Source organism: Rhodobacter maritimus (assembly GCF_058747975.1).
The window spans coordinates 2,950,356-2,970,920 of the sequence record NZ_CM179095.1; the positions used below are offsets into that span (position 1 = coordinate 2,950,356).

17 protein-coding genes are annotated in these 20,565 nt (G+C 65.5%); 8 read left to right on the forward strand and 9 right to left on the reverse strand.

Annotated elements, in window-relative coordinates; all coding sequences use genetic code 11:
* Nucleotides 1-77: 77 nt before the first annotated feature.
* A complete protein-coding gene (locus AC4PTO_RS14955) occupies nt 78-1,334 on the reverse strand; it encodes a urate hydroxylase PuuD (RefSeq protein WP_492729796.1) in 1,257 nt (418 codons plus the stop codon).
* 105 nt (nt 1,335-1,439) lie between these two features.
* Here AC4PTO_RS14955 and AC4PTO_RS14960 point away from each other — a divergent pair, with 105 nt between their 5' ends.
* Nucleotides 1,440-2,363 (forward strand): LysR family transcriptional regulator, encoded by a 924-nt coding sequence (locus AC4PTO_RS14960; RefSeq protein WP_492729798.1) that lies wholly within the window; start codon nt 1,440-1,442, stop codon nt 2,361-2,363.
* Here AC4PTO_RS14960 and uraH read toward each other — a convergent pair.
* Nucleotides 2,348-2,701: a hydroxyisourate hydrolase gene (gene uraH, locus AC4PTO_RS14965; RefSeq protein ID WP_492729800.1), complete on the reverse strand. Its 354-nt coding sequence runs from the start codon at nt 2,699-2,701 to the stop codon at nt 2,348-2,350. The two genes, AC4PTO_RS14960 and uraH, sit on opposite strands and share 16 nt — an antisense overlap.
* A gap of 151 nt (nt 2,702-2,852) precedes the next feature.
* Here uraH and puuE point away from each other — a divergent pair, with 151 nt between their 5' ends.
* Both puuE and AC4PTO_RS14975 read left to right on the forward strand, forming a co-directional pair.
* Nucleotides 2,853-4,268 carry an allantoinase PuuE gene (gene puuE / locus AC4PTO_RS14970; RefSeq protein ID WP_492729802.1) on the forward strand — a complete coding sequence of 472 codons (1,416 nt, stop codon included), beginning with the start codon at nt 2,853-2,855 and terminating at the stop codon, nt 4,266-4,268.
* Nucleotides 4,265-4,744, forward strand: a complete 480-nt coding sequence (locus AC4PTO_RS14975) for an ureidoglycolate lyase (protein ID WP_492729803.1) — start codon at nt 4,265-4,267, stop codon at nt 4,742-4,744. Before puuE ends, AC4PTO_RS14975 begins: the two co-directional genes overlap by 4 nt.
* A 74-nt stretch (nt 4,745-4,818) precedes the next feature.
* Here AC4PTO_RS14975 and AC4PTO_RS14980 read toward each other — a convergent pair whose 3' ends face one another.
* The 6 genes from AC4PTO_RS14980 to bhcA all read right to left on the reverse strand — a co-directional run bounded on the left by AC4PTO_RS14980 (nt 4,819) and on the right by bhcA (nt 13,058).
* Nucleotides 4,819-6,312, reverse strand: a complete 1,494-nt coding sequence (locus AC4PTO_RS14980) for a nucleobase:cation symporter-2 family protein (RefSeq protein ID WP_492729805.1) — start codon at nt 6,310-6,312, stop codon at nt 4,819-4,821.
* A 72-nt stretch (nt 6,313-6,384) separates the two neighbouring features.
* Complete coding sequence (locus AC4PTO_RS14985; RefSeq protein WP_492729807.1) at nt 6,385-8,664, reverse strand: NADP-dependent malic enzyme; 2,280 nt, start codon at nt 8,662-8,664, stop codon at nt 6,385-6,387.
* A gap of 30 nt (nt 8,665-8,694) precedes the next feature.
* A complete protein-coding gene (bhcD, locus tag AC4PTO_RS14990) occupies nt 8,695-9,660 on the reverse strand; it encodes an iminosuccinate reductase BhcD (protein WP_492729809.1) in 966 nt (321 codons plus the stop codon).
* 60 nt (nt 9,661-9,720) lie between these two features.
* On the reverse strand, nt 9,721-10,884 hold the full coding sequence (gene bhcC, locus AC4PTO_RS14995) for a 3-hydroxy-D-aspartate aldolase BhcC (RefSeq protein ID WP_492729811.1): 1,164 nt from the start codon (nt 10,882-10,884) through the stop codon (nt 9,721-9,723).
* 15 nt (nt 10,885-10,899) lie between these two features.
* Complete coding sequence (bhcB, locus tag AC4PTO_RS15000) at nt 10,900-11,871, reverse strand: beta-hydroxyaspartate dehydratase BhcB (RefSeq protein ID WP_492729813.1); 972 nt, start codon at nt 11,869-11,871, stop codon at nt 10,900-10,902.
* Nucleotides 11,871-13,058, reverse strand: a complete 1,188-nt coding sequence (bhcA, locus tag AC4PTO_RS15005) for an L-aspartate--glyoxylate aminotransferase BhcA (RefSeq protein ID WP_492729815.1) — start codon at nt 13,056-13,058, stop codon at nt 11,871-11,873. The genes bhcB and bhcA overlap by 1 nt, the downstream gene beginning before the upstream one ends.
* A 196-nt stretch (nt 13,059-13,254) precedes the next feature.
* Between bhcA and bhcR the strand changes: the two genes are divergently transcribed.
* Nucleotides 13,255-14,076, forward strand: coding sequence for an HTH-type transcriptional regulator BhcR (bhcR, locus tag AC4PTO_RS15010; RefSeq protein WP_492729817.1), 822 nt, complete (start codon nt 13,255-13,257; stop codon nt 14,074-14,076).
* Here the strand turns inward: bhcR and AC4PTO_RS15015 are convergent.
* Complete coding sequence (locus AC4PTO_RS15015; protein ID WP_492729819.1) at nt 14,064-14,912, reverse strand: bifunctional allantoicase/(S)-ureidoglycine aminohydrolase; 849 nt, start codon at nt 14,910-14,912, stop codon at nt 14,064-14,066. The two genes, bhcR and AC4PTO_RS15015, sit on opposite strands and share 13 nt — an antisense overlap.
* Nucleotides 14,913-15,116: 204 nt before the next feature.
* Here AC4PTO_RS15015 and AC4PTO_RS15020 point away from each other — a divergent pair, with 204 nt between their 5' ends.
* The 4 genes from AC4PTO_RS15020 to AC4PTO_RS15035 all read left to right on the forward strand — a co-directional run bounded on the left by AC4PTO_RS15020 (nt 15,117) and on the right by AC4PTO_RS15035 (nt 20,564).
* Nucleotides 15,117-16,025, forward strand: a complete 909-nt coding sequence (locus tag AC4PTO_RS15020) for a lysophospholipid acyltransferase family protein (protein WP_492729821.1) — start codon at nt 15,117-15,119, stop codon at nt 16,023-16,025.
* 219 nt (nt 16,026-16,244) lie between these two features.
* On the forward strand, nt 16,245-18,221 hold the full coding sequence (locus AC4PTO_RS15025) for an acyltransferase family protein (RefSeq protein WP_492729823.1): 1,977 nt from the start codon (nt 16,245-16,247) through the stop codon (nt 18,219-18,221).
* Between the two features lie 8 nt (nt 18,222-18,229).
* Complete coding sequence (locus AC4PTO_RS15030; protein WP_492729825.1) at nt 18,230-19,789, forward strand: GMC oxidoreductase; 1,560 nt, start codon at nt 18,230-18,232, stop codon at nt 19,787-19,789.
* Nucleotides 19,779-20,564: an SDR family NAD(P)-dependent oxidoreductase gene (locus tag AC4PTO_RS15035; protein WP_492729827.1), complete on the forward strand. Its 786-nt coding sequence runs from the start codon at nt 19,779-19,781 to the stop codon at nt 20,562-20,564. The genes AC4PTO_RS15030 and AC4PTO_RS15035 overlap by 11 nt, the downstream gene beginning before the upstream one ends.
* The last annotated feature ends 1 nt before the right edge of the window (nt 20,565 follow it).

Sequence of the window (20,565 nt, forward strand, 5' to 3'; positions counted from 1 at the left end):
TCGCCTCATTCGGCGGAAACGGAAAGCCCGCGCCCTGACGGCGCGGGCTTTTCGCTGTGCGGCCCTTCGGCGGCGGATCAGTTCGCGGCGGCGACCCTGCCCCCGTTCGTCGCGGCGCGATACCAGCGCACGATCTGCGCCCTCTCCTCGGGTTCCATCCACGACACGTTCGCGGGTGGCATGGCCACGCTGACCCCGGCCTGGATATAGATCGCGCGCGCGGCGCGGGCGATTTCGCCGCGGGTTTCCAGAAGCACGTTCTTGGGCGCGCGATGGATCCCGTCATAGCCCGGCTCACGCGCGTGGCACATCGAGCACCGGCCCAGAACGATGTCCTGGACCGCGTCGAAACCCTCGGCCTCGGCAAAGCGCTGCTCGGCGGGGGTCAGCGCGCGCGCCTCGGCGGTCTCCAGATCCTCTTGCATCAGGGGCGCGGTCGACAGCCACATGATGCAGATGAACAGGATCACCGTCACCGCCCAGGTCCAGTGCGGATTGCCCTTGCGCGCGTGGCGGGTGTTGAACCAGTGCCGGATCGTCACCCCCATCAGGAAGACCAGCGCCGCGATAAGCCAGTTGTATTGCGTCGCGAAGGCCAGCGGATAGTGGTTCGACAGCATCAGGAACACGACCGGCAGCGTCAGGTAGTTGTTATGGGTCGAGCGCAGCTTGGCGATCTTGCCGTATTTGGGATCGGGGGTGCGGCCCTCTTGCAGGTCTTTCACCACGATGCGCTGGTTTGGCATGATGATCAGGAAGACGTTGGCCGTCATGATCGTGGCGGTGAAGGCCCCCAGATGCAGAAGCGCCGCGCGCCCGGTGAAGATCTGGTTATAGCCCCACGCCATCGCCACCAGCAGCACGAACAGCAGCACCATCAGGAACGTGGGCTTCTCCCCCAGTCCGGATTTGCACAGGAAATCGTAGACCAGCCAGCCGACGGTCAGCGAGGCGGCCGAGATGGCGATGCCCTGCCAGACGCTCAGATCCGCCTTCGCCGTGTCGATCAGGTAAAGCTCGGCCCCCGCCCAGTAGACGATCATCAGAAGCGCGGCCCCCGAAAGCCATGTGGCATAGCTTTCCCATTTGAACCATGTCAGATGCTCGGGCATGCGCTCGGGCGCAACCAGATATTTCTGGATATGGTAGAAGCCGCCGCCATGGACCTGCCATTCCTCGCCATGGGCGCCGACGGGCAGGTCCGGCACCTTGCGCAGCCCCAGATCCAGCGCGATGAAGTAGAACGACGACCCGATCCAGGCGATCGCGGTGATGACATGCAGCCAGCGAACCGCGAATCCGATCCAGTCCCAGGCGATGGCCAATTCAAACATCACAACCCCCTCCCTCAGGATTTCAGGGAACGCTAGCGAAGTTCCGGTTATTGCTGTATCCAGCAAATACTCCAAGCTGCTTCAAAAAAAACCGCAAAATGTGCCATGGCCTATCTGGACAACATCAGAACCTTCATCCGTGTCTATGAATTGGGCAGCATGTCCGCCGCCGCCCGCGATCAGCGCATTTCCGCGGCGGTCGCCTCGGCGCGGATCTCGCAGCTGGAGGAACATCTCAATGTCCGGCTGTTCCAGCGCACCACCCGCAAGCTGAACCCGACCGAACAGGGAGAGCTGTTCTACCAGGGCGCGTGCAAGATCCTCGATGCCGTGGACGAGGCCGAAGCGGATATCAGTAACGTCACCCAGACGCCGCGCGGATCGCTTTATGTCGCGGCCCCGCTTGGCGTGGGCCGGCGGCTGATCGCGCCGATGGTGCCCGCCTTCCGCGAGGCCTATCCGCTGATCACCGTGCGCCTGCGCCTGTCGGACCGGCGGCTGGACCTGGCGGCCGAGGGGCTGGATGCGGCCTTCTTCCTGGGCGTGCCCGAGGATTCGACGCTGCGCATCCGCAAGATCACCGATTGCCCGCGCGTCCTGTGCGCCTCCTCCGCCTATATCGCGCGCAAGGGCATGCCGCGCGACAGTGCCGCGCTGAAGGACGGGCATGATTGCCTTAACCTGCGCTATCCGGGCGCGCCGGAATTCCAGTGGCCGTTGCAGGGGCCCGAGGGCGTGCGGCGCGTTGCGGTCTCGGGGCCGCTGGAATCGGATGACGGGGATGTGCTGACGCAATGGGCGCTTGGCGGGCACGGCATCGTGCTGAAGCCGCTTTTCGAGGTGGCCGAGCATCTGCGCGCCGGGCGCCTTGTCCGGGTGCTGCCGGACGAGCCGCCGGTGCCGATCCAGATGGCGTGCCTGTTCACCCACCGCCGCAGGCAGGACCCCAAGACGCGGCTGTTCATCGACTTCATGGCCCGCCACATCCAGAACGCGGTTGCCACAAGCCCCGATCAGCTTCCGCGATAGGTGGAATAGCCGAACGGCGACAGCAAAAGCGGCACATGGTAATGCGCGGCCTCGGACATGCCGAAGCGGATCGGCACGATATTGAGGAACCGCGGATCTTCGGGCGGCGTGCCGCTGGCATCAAGGTAATCGCCGGTATGGAAGACCAGCTCATAGCAGCCGACGGCGAATTCCTCCGCCGGAAGGATGTGGCGGTCGGTGCGCCCGTCGGCATTGGTCACAAGGCTGCACAGGTGGATACGCGCCTCGGCCTCGATGCGGTAAAGGTCGATCTGCAATCCTTCCGCAGGGCAGCCGCGGGCCGTGTCCAGAACATGCGTCGTCAGATAACCGGCCATCTCCATCCCCTGTCACTTGCGTCGGCCGCCATATTGGCGCGTTATCGCACAGGATACAGTGCAAACTTTCCGACAGCTTCTTCAAAAAGAACCTGAAAGTCATTTTCATTGCCGTGATTTACAAGGGATCGCACAAGAGAAGGGGGCTCCGATGAACCGATATTCCCGCGACATGCTTGGATATGGCGCGCAGGCGCCGGATGCGGAATGGCCGGGCGGCGCCCAGATCGCGGTGCAATTCGTGCTGAACTACGAAGAGGGCGGGGAAAACTGCGTCCTGCACGGCGATGCCGCCTCGGAGGCCTTCCTGTCCGATATAGCGGGCGCGGCGCCATGGCCCGGCCAACGCCACTGGAACATGGAGTCGATCTATGAATACGGCGCGCGCGCCGGGTTCTGGCGGCTGCACCGGCTGTTCACCGGGGCCGGGGTGCCGCTGACGATCTATGGCGTGGCCACGGCCCTTGCACGCAGCCCCGCGCAGGTTGCGGCGATGAAATCCGCCGGCTGGGAGATCGCCTCGCACGGGCTGAAATGGGTCGAGCACAAGGACATGCCCGAAGACCAGGAGCGCGCCGCCATCGCCGAGGCGATCCGGCTGCACACCGAGGTCGTCGGAGAGCGGCCGCGCGGCTGGTATACCGGGCGCTGTTCGGCCAACACGGTGCGGCTCGTCGCGGAAGAGGGCGGCTTCGCCTATGTCTCGGACACCTATGACGACGACCTGCCCTACTGGCTTGGGGTCGGGGACCGGGATCAGCTCATCATCCCCTACACGCTGGAAGCCAATGACATGCGCTTCGCCACCGCCCCCGGCTACATCACCGGCGAGCAGTTCTTCCAGTATCTCAAGGACGCCTTCGACGTGCTTTACGCCGAGGGCGAGGCCGGCGCCGCCAAGATGATGTCGGTCGGCCTGCATTGCCGCCTGATCGGCCGCCCCGGCAAGATCGCGGGGCTGAAGCGGTTTCTCGACTATGCCCGGTCGCATGCCGGGGTTTGGTTTGCACGGCGGATCGACATTGCCGAACATTGGGTCAGCACCCACCCGCCGGCCCGGCACGAACGGCCAAGCCGGATGGACAAGGCCGGTTTCGTCGCCCGGTTCGGCGGGATCTTCGAGCATTCGCCCTGGATCGCCGAACGCGCATGGGATCTGGAGCTTGGCCCCGCGCATGATTGCGCGGCGGGCGTCCACAACGCCCTTGCCCGCGCCTTCCGCAGTGCAAGCCATGACGAACGCCTTGGCGTGCTGAACGCGCATCCCGACCTTGCGGGCAAGCTGGCGCAGGCCAGGCGGCTGACGGCGGAGTCCACCTCGGAACAGGCCGGGGCCGGGCTTGACGCGCTGACCGATCAGGAACGCGCCACCTTCGAAAGGCTCAACGCCGATTATGTCGCCCGCCACGGCTTTCCGTTCATCATCGCGGTGCGGGACAATACCAAGGCCAGCATCCTTGCGGCCTTCGGGCGGCGCATCGCCAATGACAACGAGACCGAATTCGCCGAGGCCTGCCGCCAGGTGGAGCGGATCGCCGAGCTGCGCCTGAAGGATCTGCTGCCATGAGCCTGCACGCCGAGCCGCTGACCGCCCGGGCCTTCGCCCCCTTCGGGGACGTGATCGAGATCTCGGGCACCCCCGACAAGATGATCAACCAGGGGCTTTGCGGCCGCCACCATGATCTGGCGCGGCTTGATTTCGGGGACGGGCAGGCCGGGATCAGCCTGTTCGATTCCCAACCCGCCGCGCAGCCCCTCAGCGTCCGGATGGTCGAGCGTCACCCGCTTGGCAGCCAGGCCTTCATCCCGCTCAATCAGGTGCCCTTCCTCGTGGTCGTGGCCGAGGATGACAACGGCACCCCCGTCAACCCGCGCGCCTTCCTGACCGCGCGGGGGCAATCGGTCAACCTGCTGCGCGGCACATGGCACGGGGTCCTGGCCCCGATCGGCGCGCAGGGGCTTTACGCCGTGGTCGACCGCATCGGGGCGGGCAACAACCTTGAGGAATACTGGTTCGAGACCCCGATCCCCGTCACCTTCTGAGCCCCTGTCCGCCAAATGGAAAAGGCCCCGGTTGCACCACCGGGGCCTTCGTCTTTCGGTTCGCTCAGCGTGCGTCAGTGGCCGCCATCGGCCGCCAGTGCTGCCTCTTTCGCCTCATCCTCGCCGATCTCGACCGCGCCGTTGAAGAACCAGTTCAGCGCCACCGCCGCGATCGAGGCCAGAAGGATGCCGGATTCGATCAGCGGGTGGATCGCATGGGGCATCCACATCTTGAAATCGGGCGCGACCAGCGGGATCATCCCGAACCCGAGCGAGACGGCCACCACGAACAGATTGAAGCGGTTCGTCTTGAAATCCACGCCCGACAGGATGCGCACCCCGGTTGCGGCCACCATGCCGAACATCACAAGGCCCGCACCGCCCAGAACCGCCGTCGGCAGGGATTCCACCAGTGCACCCATCTTCGGGATCAGCCCAAGGACGATCATGATGATGCCCCCCGCCACGCAGACATAGCGCGACCGGATCCCCGTCACCCCCACAAGCCCCACGTTCTGCGAGAACGAGGTATAGGGGAAGGTGTTGAAGACCCCGCCGATCAGCGTGCCCAGACCATCGGTGCGCAGCCCGGCGGTCAGCATCGGGCGGGTGATCTTGCGGTTGCACATCTCGCCCAGGGCCAGGAACATGCCCGTCGACTCGATCATCACCACGATCATCACAAGCACCATGGTAAAGATCATCACCGGATCAAAGATCGGCATGCCGAAGCGGAACGGCGTGATCAGCGCGAACCAGCCGGCATCGGCCACCTTGTCGAAATGCATCATGCCCATCAGCGCCGCGGCAAGGCCGCCCGCCACGATGCCCACAAGCACCGCGATATTGGCCAGGAACCCCTTGGCATAGCGCGCCACCAGCAGCACCACGACCAGCACCAGCGCCGAGACCGTGATATTCGTCGGGCTGGCATAGGCCGGGTTGGGCGACGAGGCCGCAAGCGACAGGCCCTGCGGCAATTCGGGAACCGCGCCGCTGCCGGCAAGATCCTTCACTGCGTTCAGCCATTCGGCATGTTCCGGGCTGACCAGCTTCGGCGCCGTCGGGCCGACCGGCAGGCCGAAGATCCAGTTGATGCCGATCCGCATCAGCGTCACCCCGATCACAAGGATGATCGTGCCGGTCACGACGGGCGGGAAGAAGCGCAGCATCCGGCTGATCAATGGCGCGATCAGCATCGAGATGATGCCCGCGCCGATGATCGCGCCAAAGATCATCCGCGCGCCGTCGACACCGGGATTGGCGGCGCCGATCGCCACCATCGGCCCGACGGCCGCGAAGGTCACGCCCATCATCACCGGCAGGCGGATGCCGAAATAGGGCGACATGCCAAGCGACTGGATGATCGACACGATGCCGCAGACGAACAGATCGGCCGAGATGAGGAAGGCCACCTGCTCGGGGTCGAGCTTGAGCACGCGGCCGATGATGAGCGGGACCGCGATGGCCCCGGCATACATGACAAGGACATGCTGCAACCCAAGGGTAAACAGCTTTGGCGGGGGCAGCATTTCGTTCACTGCATCCGGGTGGGTCTGGGACGCCATCTTTCTGATATTCCTTCCTGTTGGGCGCGGCTTTCTTGTTTTGGGGAGGACCGCGGCCTGTGGTTTCGGGATCTATCCGTAGCTGGACACCTCCGATCCGGCGAGGGCGGCGGTGTTCAGCAGCCCGCGCACGGTGATGGACGGAGTGACGATATGGACGCGGTTGCCCATACCCATGAGGATCGGGCCGACCTCGATGCCGCCCGCCACGGATTTCAGGATGTTGCGGGTCGCGCCCGCCGCATCGGTATTGGAATAGATCAGCACATTGGCCTTGCCGGTCAGCCGCCCGTTGGGGAACAGCCGCGCCCGCAGATCGGGATCAAGCGCCGCATCGGTGTGCATCTCGCCCTCATACTCGAAGTTCAGATCCATGCCCCGCAGGATCTCCAGCGCGCTGCGCATGATGCGGCCCGGCTCGTAATCCAGGTTCCCGAACTGCGAGCCCGAGCAAAGCGCGATCCGCGGCTCAACCCCGAAACGGCGGACATGGCGCGCCGCCGCGATCACGGTTTCGGCCATCTGCGTGGCGGTCGGGACAAGGTTCACATGCGTGTCGGCCACGAAAAGCGGCCCGTCATCCAGGATCAGAAGCGACAGCGCACCGATCGGGTGCAGCTCGGAATTGCTCAGCACCTGGGTGGCGTAGTTCAGATGCCAGCGATACTGCCCGAAGGTGCCGCAGATCATGCTGTCGGCCTCGCCCCGATGCACCATCACGGCGGCGATCGCGGTGGTGTTCGTGCGCAGGATCGCCTTTGCCAGATCCGGGGTGACGCCATCGCGCTCCATGATCGTGTGATACGTCCCCCAATAGTCGCGGTAGCGCGGATCGTCCTCGGGATTGACGACCTCGAAATCCTCGCCGATGCGGATCTTCAGGCCCTCGCGCTCCAGCCGGGCAAGGATGACATCGGGGCGGCCGATCAGGATCGGGGTGTCGTGCTTTTCCTCGACCATGGCCTGGGCGGTGCGCAGCACGCGCTCGTCCTCGCCCTCGGCGAAAGCGATGCGGCGGTTGGCGGTCCGCGCCGCGTCGAACACCCGTCGCATAATCGCGTGTGACTTGAAGACCTTGGCCTGCAACTGCCCCTTGTAGGCCTCAAGGTCCAGCGCCCGCGTGGCCACCCCGGATTCAATCGCTGCCTTGGCGACGGCATAGGCGATGGTGGGCAGAAGGCGCGGATCGAACGGTTTGGGGATCAGGTAATCCGGCCCGAAGGTCAGCTTTTCGCCACTATAGGCCTGCCCGACCTCGGCCGAGGTCGTCTCACGCGCGAGGGCCGCGATGGCCTCGACGCAGGCCAGCTTCATGGCGTCGTTGATCTCGGTCGCGCCGGCATCCAGCGCACCGCGGAAGATGAAGGGGAAGCACAGGACGTTGTTGACCTGATTGGGATAGTCCGACCGGCCCGTAGCGATCAGCGCGCCCGGCGCGGCTTCGCGGGCCTCTTCGGGCATGATTTCGGGGGTGGGGTTGGCAAGCGCGAAGATGATCGGGTTCGGGGCCATCTTGCGCACCATGTCCTGCGTCAGAAGGCCTGGCCCCGACACGCCCAGGAACAGGTCCGCCCCCTCCATCGCGTCCGAGGTGGTGCGCATTTCGGTCTCGCGCGCGAATTCGCGCTTCTCGGGCGTCAGGTCGTTGCGTTGGCTGTGCACCACGCCCTTGCTGTCCAGCATGGTGATGTTTTCCTTCCGCACCCCCATCACCATCAGCATCTTCAGGCAGGCGATGCCCGCGGCCCCTGCCCCAAGGGCCACGACGCGGATCGCATCGGCGGTCTTGCCCGCCACCCGCAGCGCGTTGACCGCCGCGGCCGAGGCCACGATCGCGGTGCCGTGCTGGTCGTCGTGAAAGACCGGGATGTTCATCCGCTCCTTGCACAGCCGCTCGACCAGGAAACAGTCGGGGGCCTTGATGTCCTCAAGGTTCACGGCGCCGAAGGTCGGTTCCAGCTTGCACACGATATCGGCCAGCTTCTCGGGATCGCTTTCGTTGACCTCGATGTCGAAGCAGTCGATGCCCGCGAATTTCTTGAACAGGACGGCCTTGCCCTCCATCACGGGCTTGGAGGCCTGCGCACCGATATTGCCAAGCCCCAGCACCGCCGTCCCGTTCGAGATGACCGCCACGAGGTTTCCCTTGGCCGTGTAGCGCACCGCATCGGCGGGGTTCTTCTCGATCTCGGTGCAGGCCTCGGCCACGCCGGGGGAATAGGCGTTCGACAGGTCGCGCCCGGTCGTCATCGGCTTGGTCGCGCGGATCTCAAGCTTCCCGGGCCGGGGAAACTCATGGTAGTTCAAGGCTTGTTGCCGCTTCGTGACCTCTTTGGCGTCTTCCGTCGACATGGCGTATCCCCCTTTTACGCAGTTGGCTTTTCAGAACTCTACGTCCGTTGCGACGCCACGCGCCATAGCCAATTCAACCACGCGGGAAGCAACCGCCAGATCCTGCAACCCAACCCCGGTCCCGTCGAAAAGCGTGATCTCTGCGTCGGATCTGCGGCCGGGATGCTCTTGCACGATCACCTTGCCCAGTTCGGTGATCGCTTCGGGGGCCAGCAGGCCCGCGGCCACGGCATGCTGACACTCGCCGATGCCGACCGCCTGCGCGACCTCATCGGTGAAGACCGAGGCGCGGGCAACCAGAGCGGCCTCGACCTCCTGCTTGCCGCGCGTATCGGTGCCCATGCAGGCCAGATGCGTGCCGGGGCGGATATCGGCGGACTTCAGGATCGGCGCGAAGCTGGAGGTGATGGTGACGATCACATCGGCCGCGGCGCCCAGTTCCGCGGGCGAGACGGCCTCGAACGGCAGGCCCAGCTCTTCGGCGACCGCGGCCAGCGCCGTCAACTTTTCGGGCGAGCGGTTCCAGCCCACGACCTTCTCGAAGCTGCGCTGCGCCGCCACCGCGCGCAGCTGGAAGGCCGCCTGATGGCCTGCACCGATCATGCCCAGAACCCGCGCATCGGTCCGCGCCAGATGCGCGACCGACACGGCCGCCGCCGCCGCGGTGCGCAGCGCGGTCAGAAGGTTGCCCCCCACGACCGCACGGCACCGCCCGGTATCGGCATCGAACAGGAACACCGTGGACTGGTGGTTCGTCAGCCCCCGCGCCGCGTTTCCGGGCCAGTATCCCCCCGATTTCAGGCCGAGGTTCAGCGCATCGCCATCGAAACCGGACTTGAACCCGTAAAGCGCATCGGCATGGCCAAGCGCTTCGCGGATCACCGGAAAGTTGCGCGCCGATCCCTGCGCCATCGCGGCGAACACGCCCTCGATGGCCTCGAAACTGTCCTGGCGCGACAAAAGCCCCGCGATCCTGCTTTCGGGAACGATGATCATATCCTGCCTTTCCACCCGAGGGGTTGCGTCGGCGGTGCGCGCGGCCCCGCCGTCATGGGCCTAGTAGGCCTTGCCGCGCGCCGAGACCGGCCAGAGGCATTCGACCGTGCCGTTGCGCACCCCCACATACCAGTCATGGACGTTGCAGGTCGGGTCGCAATGGCCCGGCACAAGGCGCAGCTTGTCATTGACCTTCAGAACCCCGTCCGGATCCTCGACGACGCCATGCTCGTCCGAGCATTTGGTGTATCGGATATCGTCGCGGCCAAAGACGACGGGCAGCCCGCTATCGACCGACTGCGCCTTGAGGCCGGCATCGACCACCGCCAGATGCGGCTTGGCATGGCTCATGACCGAGGTCAGGATGAACAGCGCGTTTTCCCATTCCCCCTGGTCGATGCGCTTGCCCTCCTTGTCGTGGATCCGGCCGTAATCGGCATCCATGAAGGCGTAGGAACCGCATTGCAGCTCGTTGTAAACGCCCGAGCCGCTTTCGAAATAATAAGACCCGGTGCCGCCGCCCGAGACGAATTCGGGGGGCAGGCCCTCGGCTTCCAGCGCGGCCACCGCCTCCTTGACCTGCGCGATGGCGGCATCAAGCCTGGCCTTGCGGTCTTCATAGCTGTCCATGTGCTGCATCGCGCCCTGATAGGCCTGGATGCCCCGGAAGGTCAGGTTGGGCGCGGCAGCGGCGGCGCGGGCGATCGCCACCACCTCGGGCGCGGTCTTCACGCCGCAGCGCCCCGCGCCGCAGTCGATCTCGACGAAGATGCCCAGCTCGGTGCCGTGCCTTTGCGCCGCGGCCGACAGTTCGGCGATATTGGCCGGGTCATCGACGCAGACCGTTACCGTCGCACCCAGTTTCGGCAGGCGCGCCAGCCGGTCGATCTTGGCCGCGTCGCGCACCTCGTTCGTGACCAGCACGTCGCGGATGCCGCCGCGCGCGAAGACCTCGGCCTCCGAGACCTTCTGGCAGCAGACGCCGACCGCGCCGCCCATGCTTTCCTGAAGCTTCTGCACATCGACCGACTTGTGCATCTTGCCATGGCTGCGATGGCGCATCCCGTGGGCGCGCGCGTAATCCCCCATCTTGCGGATGTTGCGCTCCAGCGCGTCGAGATCGAGGATCAGGCAGGGCGTCTGGATCTCGGCCTCGGCCATGCCGGGGCGCGCGGGAATGTCATAGCCGACCTCGAGGCGGGAAATATCTGTCACTGCGTTCATCGTGGCTCTCCGTGTTCAGCTGTTCATCCAGGGCAGGCGGTCCAGATCGACATTGCCCCCGGTAATGATGACGCCCACGCGCTTGCCCGCGAAGACATCGGGATTTTTCAGGATCGTGGCCAGCGGCACCGCGCTGGACGGTTCCATCACGATCTTCATGCGCTTCCAGATCAGTTTCATCGCCTCGACGATCTCGTCTTCGGAAGCGGTCAGGATATCGGTGACGTGGTTGCGGACGAAATGCCAGGTCAGATCCTTCAGCGGCACCTTGAGCCCGTCCGCGACAGTTTCGGGCGCGTCGTCGGCAATGATATGCCCGGCGCGGAAGCTGCGGGCGGCATCGTCGGCCTGCTCGGGCTCGGCCGCATAGATCCGCACGTCGGGGGCAAGGTTCGACAGCGTCAGGCAGGTGCCCGACACCATGCCGCCGCCGCCGATGGGCGCGATCACCGCGTCCAGATCCGGAACCTGCTCAAGCAGTTCTTTCGAGCAGGTGCCCTGCCCCGCAATGACGCGCGGGTCGTTATAGGGATGCACGAACTCGGCCCCCGATTGCGCGACCACCTCGGCAAAGACGGCCTCGCGCGAGGTGGTGGAGGGTTCGCATTCCACCACGCGCCCGCCATAGCCCCGGACCGCATCTTTCTTGGCCTGCGGCGCGGTGCGCGGCATGACCACGGTGCAGGGAATGCCCCGGCGGCCGGCGGCATAGCTCAGGCAGGTGCCGTGATTGCCCGAGCTGTGCGTGGCCACGCCCTTCGCGGCCTGCGCATCCGACAGCCCGAAGACCGCGTTCGACGCCCCCCGCGCCTTGAACGCCCCCGCCTTTTGCAGGTTCTCGCATTTGAAGAACAGCTCGGCCCCGGCAAGGTCGTCGATGAAACCCGAGGTCAGGACCGGCGTGCGGTGGATATGGGGGCGGATGCGCTCATGCGCGATCAGCATGTCGGCAAGGGTCGGGATCTGCATCGCCTCAAGATCCTTCATCACGCGGCCTGCGCCAGGCTTGCGGCCGTTGCGCGGTAATGTTCCTGCGCCGCCGCCACGCCCGAGCCAAGACGGACGGGAAGGCCAAGATCGGCCATGCACATCTCGGCCGTGGCCAGGCCCGACAGCATCATGACATCGGTCAGGCTGCCCAGATGGCCGATGCGGAAGACCTTGCCCGCAACCTCGCCCAGGCCAACCCCGAAGGCCACGCCATAGGTATTGGCGGCATGGGTGACGATCCGGGTGGCGTCGAAGCCCTCGGGCGTGCGGATCGCGCTGACCGTGTCCGAATACAGCGCGGGCGCCTCGGCGCAAAGCTCCATCCCCCAGGCGCGCACCGCGGCGCGCACGCCTTCGGCAATGCGGTGGTGGCGGGCAAAGACCGTCTCCAGCCCCTCGGCCAGAAGCATCTCGGTGGACAGCTTCAACCCGTTCAGAAGCCCGACGGCGGGCGTGTAGGGATAGGCGTTGGCGCTGTAGGAACGGCCCATGTCGCGCACATCGAAGAAGGTCCGCGGCAGGCGCGCGCCCTCGACCGCGGCCATCGCCTTTTGCGAAAAGCCCAGGATCGCCAGCCCCGCGGGCAGCATGAAACCCTTCTGGCTGCCGGTCACGGCGATATCGACGCCCCATTCGTCCATGCGGAAATCCATCGACGCGATCGAGCTGACACCGTCGACGAACAGCATCGCGGGATGGTTCGCCGCGTCCAGCGCACGGCGCACCGCCGCGATGTCCGAACGCACGCCGGTTGCGGTTTCGTTATGCGTGGCCAGCACCGCCTTGATCCTGTGCGCGCTGTCGGCGGCAAGGATCTCGGCGTAGCGGTCGGCGGGCAGCCCCGCGCCCCAGGGCGTTTCGACCACCTCGACCTCCAGCCCGTGGCGCTGGCACATGTCGATCCAGCGATGGCTGAACATGCCGTTGCGCGCGGCCAGAACCTTGTCGCCGGGCGAAAGGGTGTTGCTCAGCGCGGTTTCCCAGCCGCCCGTGCCGGTCGAGGGAAACACGAAGATCTCGGCGCTCTCGCTTTTGAGGATCTTGCGCACGCCGGCCAGTGCGGGGCGCAGGATCTGCCCGAAAAGCGGCGAGCGGTGATCGAGCGTCGGCATGTCGACCGCCTTGCGCAGCACCTCGGGCATGTTCGTGGGGCCGGGGATGAAGACGGGGTTCTGAAAGCTCATGTCGTGCCCTCCTGATTGGGTTTCCCGAACGATATGAGGGGATTGCAGCGCAGCGCAATTTTTCTGAAAAATTCTTTCATTCGTTGAAAAACGTGATTTTATCATTTCAATCCCGTATGTTACGTTTTTCATTCACGGTGACGCATTTTCAAACGCACACGACAGATGCTTCATCATTTTCAAGAAGGATGCCCGGATGAAGACGCCAATGCGCCGCAAGGGGCGGCCCCGATCGACCGGAAGCGCCGCGGGACAGGGCACGATCCAGGCGCTGGTGCGCGCGCTGGACGTGCTTGACGCCATCGGCGATGCCAACGGAATGACGCTGAGCGGGATCGCCGCAGAGCTTGGGCAGTCGCCCGCCACGATCCACCGCATCCTCTCGACGCTGGAGGCGCGCGCCATCGTGGAGAACGATCCCGCCACCCAGACCTGGCATGTCGGGCCATCGGCCTTCCGGCTCGGCTCGGCCTTCCTGCGCCGCTCGGGCGTGGTGGAGCGCAGCCGCCCGGTGATGCATGCGCTGATGGAAAGCACCGGAGAGACCTCGAACCTGGGGATCGAGCGGGGCGGGCACGTGATGTTCGTCAGCCAGGTCGAAACGCATGAATCGATCCGCGCGTTCTTTCCGCCGGGCACGCTGTCGCCGCTGCATGCCTCGGGGATCGGCAAGGCGCTGCTGAGCCTTTATCCCGACGCGCGGCTGGCGGAGTTCCTGCGCGGGCGCGTGCTGGAGCGGTTCACCCCGCGCACCCTGACCGATGCCGCAGCACTTGGCGCAGAGCTTTTGCAGATCCGCAGCCGCGGCTATGCCGTCGACGACGAGGAAAAGGCCGAGGGTATGCGCTGCGTTGCCGCCCCGATCGTGAATTTCTACGGCGAGGCGGTTGCCGGGATCTCGGTCTCGGGGCCGACGCACCGGATGCCGGCGCATCGGCTGGACGATATCGGCGCGATGGTGCGCGCGGCAGCGGCGGCCGTGTCGCGCGGGCTGGGCGCGCCGGATCAGCCCGGCTGACGCATCAGGCCGGGGCCCGACAGCGGCATGTGCCGGTTGACATCCTTGTAAAGCAGATAGCGGAACGGCCCCGGCCCGCCGGCATAGCAGGCCTGCGGGCAGAAGGCGCGCAGCCACATGTAATCGCCGGCCTCGACCTCGACCCAGTCCTGGTTGAGGCGATAGACCGCCTTGCCCTCAAGCACATAAAGCCCGTGTTCCATGACATGGGTTTCGGCAAAGGGAATGACGCCGCCAGGCTGGAAGGTGACGATGGTCACATGCATGTCGTGGCGCATATCCGCCATGTCCACGAAACGGGTGGTGGCCCATTTGCCGTCCGTGTCGGGCATCGCGGCGGGGGGGATGTCGTTTTCGTTCGTCACGAACGGCTCGGGCGCGTCCAGCCCCTCGACCCATTGATAGGCCTTGCGGATCCAGTGGAACCGCGCGGGGGCCCCGGCGCGGTTGTGCATCTGCCAGACGCACCCCGGCGGCAGGAAGGCATAGCCGCCCGGCCCCATCGCATGGACCGTGCCCGCAATCATCAGCTCCAGCGTGCCCTCGACCACGAAGATCACGGCCTCGGCGCCCGGATCGCTTTCGGGGCGGTCGCTGCCGCCACCCGGCGCGATCTCTCCGATATATTGCGAGAAGGTCTCGGCAAAGCCCGAAAGCGGGCGCGACAGAACCCAGAAGCGGGCACCTTCCCAGAAGGGCAGGTAGCTGGTGACGATATCGCTCATCGTGCCTTTGGGGATCACCGCATAGGCCTCGGTGAACATGGCGCGATCGGTCAGAAGCTGCGTCTGCGGCGGCAATCCGCCTTGCGGCGCGTAATAGGTTCTGCGGGTCATCTGAATGTGGCCTTTCGGGCGAGCGTCCGTTGCCCCATCAAACCCTGCGGGGGATCGCTTTCCAACTGCTTTCTCAATCGGGAATCCGCAAAGGATTGCCTTGGGAAACATGAAAATGGTCAACGCGCCTCTCCGGCCCGCGCGGGCATGTTGTGATGGGCCGCGATCCGGCCCATATAGGGGCGGCAAAGCGCAGGAAGAACGATGGCAAGACCCCAGACCCCGGCCCGCAAGGCGGCAGACTGGATCGCAGACAGACTTATCCGGTCGGTCCTGTGGCTTCTGTTGCAGCTGCCCTATGACAGGCGGGTTCCGCTGGCAGGTTGGCTGATGTCGCGCATCGTGGCGCCGCTGATCGGCTATCCACGCCGGGTGCGCGACAACCTGGCCCTGATCTTTCCCGACCTGCCCGAAGATCGCATACGGGAAATCACCCGCGCGGTACCCGACAACCTGGGCCGCACGCTGATCGAGATCTATTCGGGCGCGGAATTCGCCGAACGCGCAATGCGTGCCCCGATCGCCGGACCCGGCCTGGCCGCGATCGAAGCGGCGGTGAAAGCGGGCCGCCCGGTGATCCTTGTGACCGGCCATATCGGCAATTACGATGCGGCGCGCGCCGCGCTCAATGCGCGCGGCTTCGGCATCGGCGGACTTTATAAGCCGATGACCAACCGCTTCTTCAACACACATTACGTCCGCGCGATCGAGCGTATCGGCAAGCCGATGTTTCCGCGCGGACGCGCCGGGCTGACCGACATGATCCGCTATCTGCGCGGTGGCGGCACGCTTGGCATCGTTCTGGACCAGCATGTCTGGGACGGCGTCCCGCTGGAGTTCATGGGCCGTCCGGCAATGACCTCGCTGTCCGCGGCCGAACTGGCGCTGCGCTACAATGCGCTTCTGGTGCCAAGCTATGGCCTGCGCGCGCCAAACGGCGTGGATTTCAACCTCGTGCTCGAGGCCCCGATCCCACCCGATACCCCCGAGGTGATGACGCTTGCCCTCAACCGCAGCCTCGAGGCGCAGGTCCACGCGCATGTGGAGCAGTGGCTCTGGACGCATCGGCGCTGGAAATCGGTGTCGGTCGATATGGCCGCGGATGACGGTTAAGCTGCCCGGTGGCCCGAAACTTTCCGCCCCAAGGGTGCGCTTTGTCTGTATTTCGTCCCAATCCCGTGTAATCTGACCCCCGCAAACACCTTTCCCGCAGCCCCAAAAGCCAGGAGCGGCGCCTTCATTCCGGACACCAAGCATTCTTCCGTCATCCCCCGACATGACGGTTACCGCCCGGAAATCGACGGGCTGCGCGCGATCGCCGTTCTGGCCGTCGTGTTCTTCCATTTCTCGGCTCCCGGCCTGGGTGGCGGCTTTGTGGGCGTGGATGTCTTCTTCGTCATTTCGGGCTTTCTGATCGGCGGGATCCTCTGGCAGGAACTGACGCAGACGGGCCGGTTGTCGCTGTCGCATTTCTATCTTCGTCGCTTTCGCAGGCTGGCCCCGGCCTTCGTGGCGATGGCCGTGGTGACCTCCGTCTTCGCCGCACTGATCCTTCTTCCGTTCGAGTTCCGGGCATTCGGGAAATCGCTGATCGCGGCAACGGTCTATCTGGCCAATGTCCAGTTCTGGCGCGAAGCGGGCTATTTCGACACCGAGGCCGACAGCAAGATCCTGCTGCACACCTGGTCGCTTTCGGTCGAAGAGCAGTTCTATCTGGCGGTGCCGATCCTCATGCTGGCGTTGCGCCACCGGCCGGCACTGCTCCGGGGCATGCTTTGGCTGGTCTTCGTGACCTCCACGATTGCCTGCGTCGCGCTGACGCCGCGTTGGCCATCGGCCACCTTCTTCCTGTTCCCCTTCCGCGCATGGGAGCTTCTGGCAGGCGTCCTTCTTGCCGTCGAAGGGCAGCGGCGCGGCTGGAAGTGGTCCTTTCATCCCGCGCTGTCCTGGGTGGGTATCGCGCTTCTGGCAGGCTCGATAGCGCTGGTCCGCGCGGGAGACGGCTTTCCGGGCATCCAGGCACTGTTTCCGGTGCTGGGCACGGCACTTCTGATCGCCAACGGGCGGCAGGACAATCCCGTCAATCGCACCCTTTCCGCACGGGGACCGGTCTTTGTCGGGCTGATCTCCTATTCGCTTTACCTTTGGCATTGGCCGGTCTTCACGCTGTCCCACTACTACCGCGAGGAATATTCCGGCGCCGTGGAAGCGGCCGCCTGGATGGCGCTTGCGGCGGTGCTGGCCGTGCTGTCCTGGCGCTATGTAGAGCTGCCCTTCCGCCGCGGCCTGCGGATCAGCTTTCCGATCGCCCTTGCGGGGGTTGGTGCCGCGTCGGCGGTGCTTCTGGCGATCGGGGCTGCCGCCTATCTGACGGACGGCGCCCCGGCGCGGTTCCGCGCCGAAACGCGGGTGCATATCGCGGCCTCGGCCGATTTCCTGCAAGACACCTCGCGCTGCACATGGCGCGACACGGGCCCCCTTGCCGGGCTTGAGGTCTGCGAGATCGGCCCCGAAGGCGCGGCACCGAGGGTTCTGATCTGGGGCGACAGTCACCTGCGCGCCTTCATGGAAGGGCTTGCCCTTGCCGCGCAGGAAACCGGCACGCCCGGCCTTCTGATCTGGAACGCGGGCTGCCCTCCGGTCTTTGGCGTGACGAAGGTGGAAACCGCCACCACCCCGGCCGAGGATCGCGCCTGCACCACCGCCAACGCCACGATGCTGGCCGCGCTGCCCGACCTTGCCGGGATCGAGCGTGTCCTGCTGATCGGTCGCTGGAGCTATTACGCCACCGGCACCGGCACGGGGCGGGACGCAGAGAACCGCATCGAGATCGCGCCGCAGCCCGGAAGCGGATTGGAGGGTGCGGATGGGCAGGCTGCACTGATGGACGCGGCACTGCGCGCGACGGTCAACACCCTGCGCCAACACTTCAACGCGGTCCATGTGCTGCGCCAGGTTCCCGAGATCCCGTTCTACGATTCCCGCACCATCGCGCGGCGCCTTGCCCGCGGCGACGCCCCGGACAGGACCGAGGCCGCCCTTTCGGTCCCGCGGACCACGGTTCTTGACAGGGTTGCCCAAGCCGAGGTTCCATTGATTTCCATGGATTCAGAACGGAAGATCACTCTCATCGACAGCTGGCCCGAACTCTGCGATGCGGACCGTTGTGGTGTGATGAAGGCCGGGCAGGCGCTCTATTTCGACAACAACCACCTGACGAATACCGGCGCGCGGGCGCTGCGGCATCTGTTCACGCCCTTTCTGTCCGCCGATACCGCCCCCCGGACGGAGGCGGTTGCGGCACCATGAGCAGCGGCTTGGCAGACAGACATTGGGACGTCATCGTCATCGGCACCGGCATGGGCGGCGGCACGGTGGGACGGGCGCTTGCCGAAAAGGGGCTTTCGGTTCTGTTCGTGGAAAAGGGCCGCAAGGGGCATCGGGCAGAACAAACCGCGCTGGATGCGAACCTATCCGACCGGGTCGCACGCAAGATCCGCGGCTTCTGGCCCGATCCGATCGAGGGGCAGATCAACGGGGGCAGGATCAGCTTCTATCCGCCGCTTGGCGCGGGGGTCGGCGGCTCGTCCGTCTATTACGCCGCTGCGCTGGAGCGGCCCGAACCCCATGACCTTGACCACAGTCCGGAACGTCCGCACCCTGCCGGCGGCTGGCCGGTGCGCTATGCCGCGTTTCATCCCTATCTCGAAGCGGCCGAGCGGATCTATCACATCTGCGGATCCGCGGACCCGCTGTCGTCCGTGCCCGCGGACAACCTGCGCCCACCACCCGACCTGCCGCCCGGCGATGCCGCCCTGATGGCGCAGATGCAGCGGATCGGCCTGCATCCCTACAGGCTGCACACGGCGGTGCGCTATCTGGAGGGTTGCCTGGACTGCCTTGGCGTGAAATGCCCGCGCAACTGCAAGATGGACGGGCGCTCCGCCGGGGTGGAGCCTGCCCTTGCAACCGGTCGCGCTGCCCTTCTGGAGCGGTGCGAGGTAACCGCTCTGCGCGGCGAACCGGGGCGCATCACCCATGTCGAGGCCCTGCTTGACGGCAATCCCGTCATGCTGCGGGGCGATGTCGTGGTATTGGCGGCGGGGGGCTTCGGCTCACCGCAGCTTTTGCTGGATTCGGCCGCAGAGCACTGGCCGCAGGGCTGTGCAAATGAAAGCGGGCTGGTGGGCCGCAACCTGATGTTTCACGTCAACGAGATGTTCGCCCTTTGGCCGGACCGGTCGGCGCGGAACTTTGCCCCCTCGCGCGCGATCGGGCTGCGCGATCTGTATTATGCCGAGGGCAAGCGTTTCGGGATGGTGCAGGCGATGGGGCTGAACGCGTCCTATGGCGATATCCTGCATCATTTGCGCATGCTTCTGGCGCGCACGGGGCTGGACCGGATCCGCCCACTCTACCAGCTTGCCCGCCTGCCTGCCGGGATCGCGGCGCGGTTCCTGGGCGACGCGAAGATCTTCGTCGGCCTGATGGAAGATATCGGCTACCCCGAAAACCGCATCCTGCCGCCCGACGGATCGGGCACGCTGCGCTTCGAATACCGCTTCAGCGACGAGTTGCTGGCCCGGCGCAAGGCGTTTCGAAAAGCGATCCGCCGCAGCTTTCGCGGGCAGCGCAAGATGTTCCTCTCCTTCCAGCCCGAGCTGAATTTCGGTCACCCCTGCGGTACCCTGCGCTTCGGTGAAGATCCGGCGACATCCGTTCTGAACCCCGATTGCCGCGCGCATGGGATAGGCAATCTCTATGTGACGGATTCATCCTTCATGCCCAGCTCGATGGGCGTCAATCCCAGCCTGACCATCGCCGCCAACGCCCTGCGTGTCGCGGATCGCATCGCCGAGGCCCGAAATGAGCACTGAATGGATCAAGGAACGCGCCAGCGTCGTGACCGGGGCCAGCAGCGGGCTTGGCCGCGCGCTTGCGCTTGAACTCGTGGGACGTGGACTGACCGTCGCGGGGATCGGGCGCGACGCGGAAAGGCTTGAGCAAACGCGCGCCCTTGCCGCGGCGCAAAGCGGGCCGGGACATTTCCATCCCTTCCCTCTGGATATTTCGGACGCGGAAGCCGTGGCCGCAGAATTCGCCCGGATCGAGGACCGCCTTGGCCCGATCGCCCTGCTGATCAACAACGCCGCGGTTCACCCGCGTCAGGATTTCCTGGACGAAACCCCCGAAAGCTTCATGCAAGGCATCCGCAACAACCTTGGCGGCACGGTTGCCTGCACCCATGCCGCCCTGCGCAGTATGACCCAAACCGGACAGGGGCGGATCGTCAACGTCATCTCTTTCGCCGATCAGCGGCCCGACCCGGCCTGCGGGGTCTATGCCGTCTCGAAAGGGGCGATCCGCATCTTTTCACGGGCCCTTGTCGCGGATCTTGCAGATCGCTTTCCACGCATCGTGCTCTCAGACTGGGCACCGGGGATTCTGGCCACCGGAATGGGACGGTCGGACGGTATCCCGCCTGAGCAGGCCGCGAAATGGGGGGCCACGCTCGCGCTTTGGCATGATCCGATGCTGAACGGCATGACGTTCGACCGCGATCAACAGCTTTTGCCGCCGCAAAGCCTCGGGCAACGGTTGAAGCGCCGCATGATGCTGCGCGGCCCGGTCAGGCCGCTGCGCCTGGACTGAG

Bases quoted from the DNA above. Each gene is read 5' to 3' on its own strand.
- AC4PTO_RS14955 (WP_492729796.1), bottom strand. From the start codon at position 1,334: ATGTTTGAATTGGCCATCGCCTGGGACTGGATCGGATTCGCGGTTCGC.
- AC4PTO_RS14960 (WP_492729798.1), top strand. From the start codon at position 1,440: ATGGCCTATCTGGACAACATCAGAACCTTCATCCGTGTCTATGAATTG.
- uraH (WP_492729800.1), bottom strand. From the start codon at position 2,701: ATGGCCGGTTATCTGACGACGCATGTTCTGGACACGGCCCGCGGCTGC.
- puuE (WP_492729802.1), top strand. From the start codon at position 2,853: ATGAACCGATATTCCCGCGACATGCTTGGATATGGCGCGCAGGCGCCG.
- AC4PTO_RS14975 (WP_492729803.1), top strand. From the start codon at position 4,265: ATGAGCCTGCACGCCGAGCCGCTGACCGCCCGGGCCTTCGCCCCCTTC.
- AC4PTO_RS14980 (WP_492729805.1), bottom strand. From the start codon at position 6,312: ATGGCGTCCCAGACCCACCCGGATGCAGTGAACGAAATGCTGCCCCCG.
- AC4PTO_RS14985 (WP_492729807.1), bottom strand. From the start codon at position 8,664: ATGTCGACGGAAGACGCCAAAGAGGTCACGAAGCGGCAACAAGCCTTG.
- bhcD (WP_492729809.1), bottom strand. From the start codon at position 9,660: ATGATCATCGTTCCCGAAAGCAGGATCGCGGGGCTTTTGTCGCGCCAG.
- bhcC (WP_492729811.1), bottom strand. From the start codon at position 10,884: ATGAACGCAGTGACAGATATTTCCCGCCTCGAGGTCGGCTATGACATT.
- bhcB (WP_492729813.1), bottom strand. From the start codon at position 11,871: ATGAAGGATCTTGAGGCGATGCAGATCCCGACCCTTGCCGACATGCTG.
- bhcA (WP_492729815.1), bottom strand. From the start codon at position 13,058: ATGAGCTTTCAGAACCCCGTCTTCATCCCCGGCCCCACGAACATGCCC.
- bhcR (WP_492729817.1), top strand. From the start codon at position 13,255: ATGAAGACGCCAATGCGCCGCAAGGGGCGGCCCCGATCGACCGGAAGC.
- AC4PTO_RS15015 (WP_492729819.1), bottom strand. From the start codon at position 14,912: ATGACCCGCAGAACCTATTACGCGCCGCAAGGCGGATTGCCGCCGCAG.
- AC4PTO_RS15020 (WP_492729821.1), top strand. From the start codon at position 15,117: ATGGCAAGACCCCAGACCCCGGCCCGCAAGGCGGCAGACTGGATCGCA.
- AC4PTO_RS15035 (WP_492729827.1), top strand. From the start codon at position 19,779: ATGAGCACTGAATGGATCAAGGAACGCGCCAGCGTCGTGACCGGGGCC.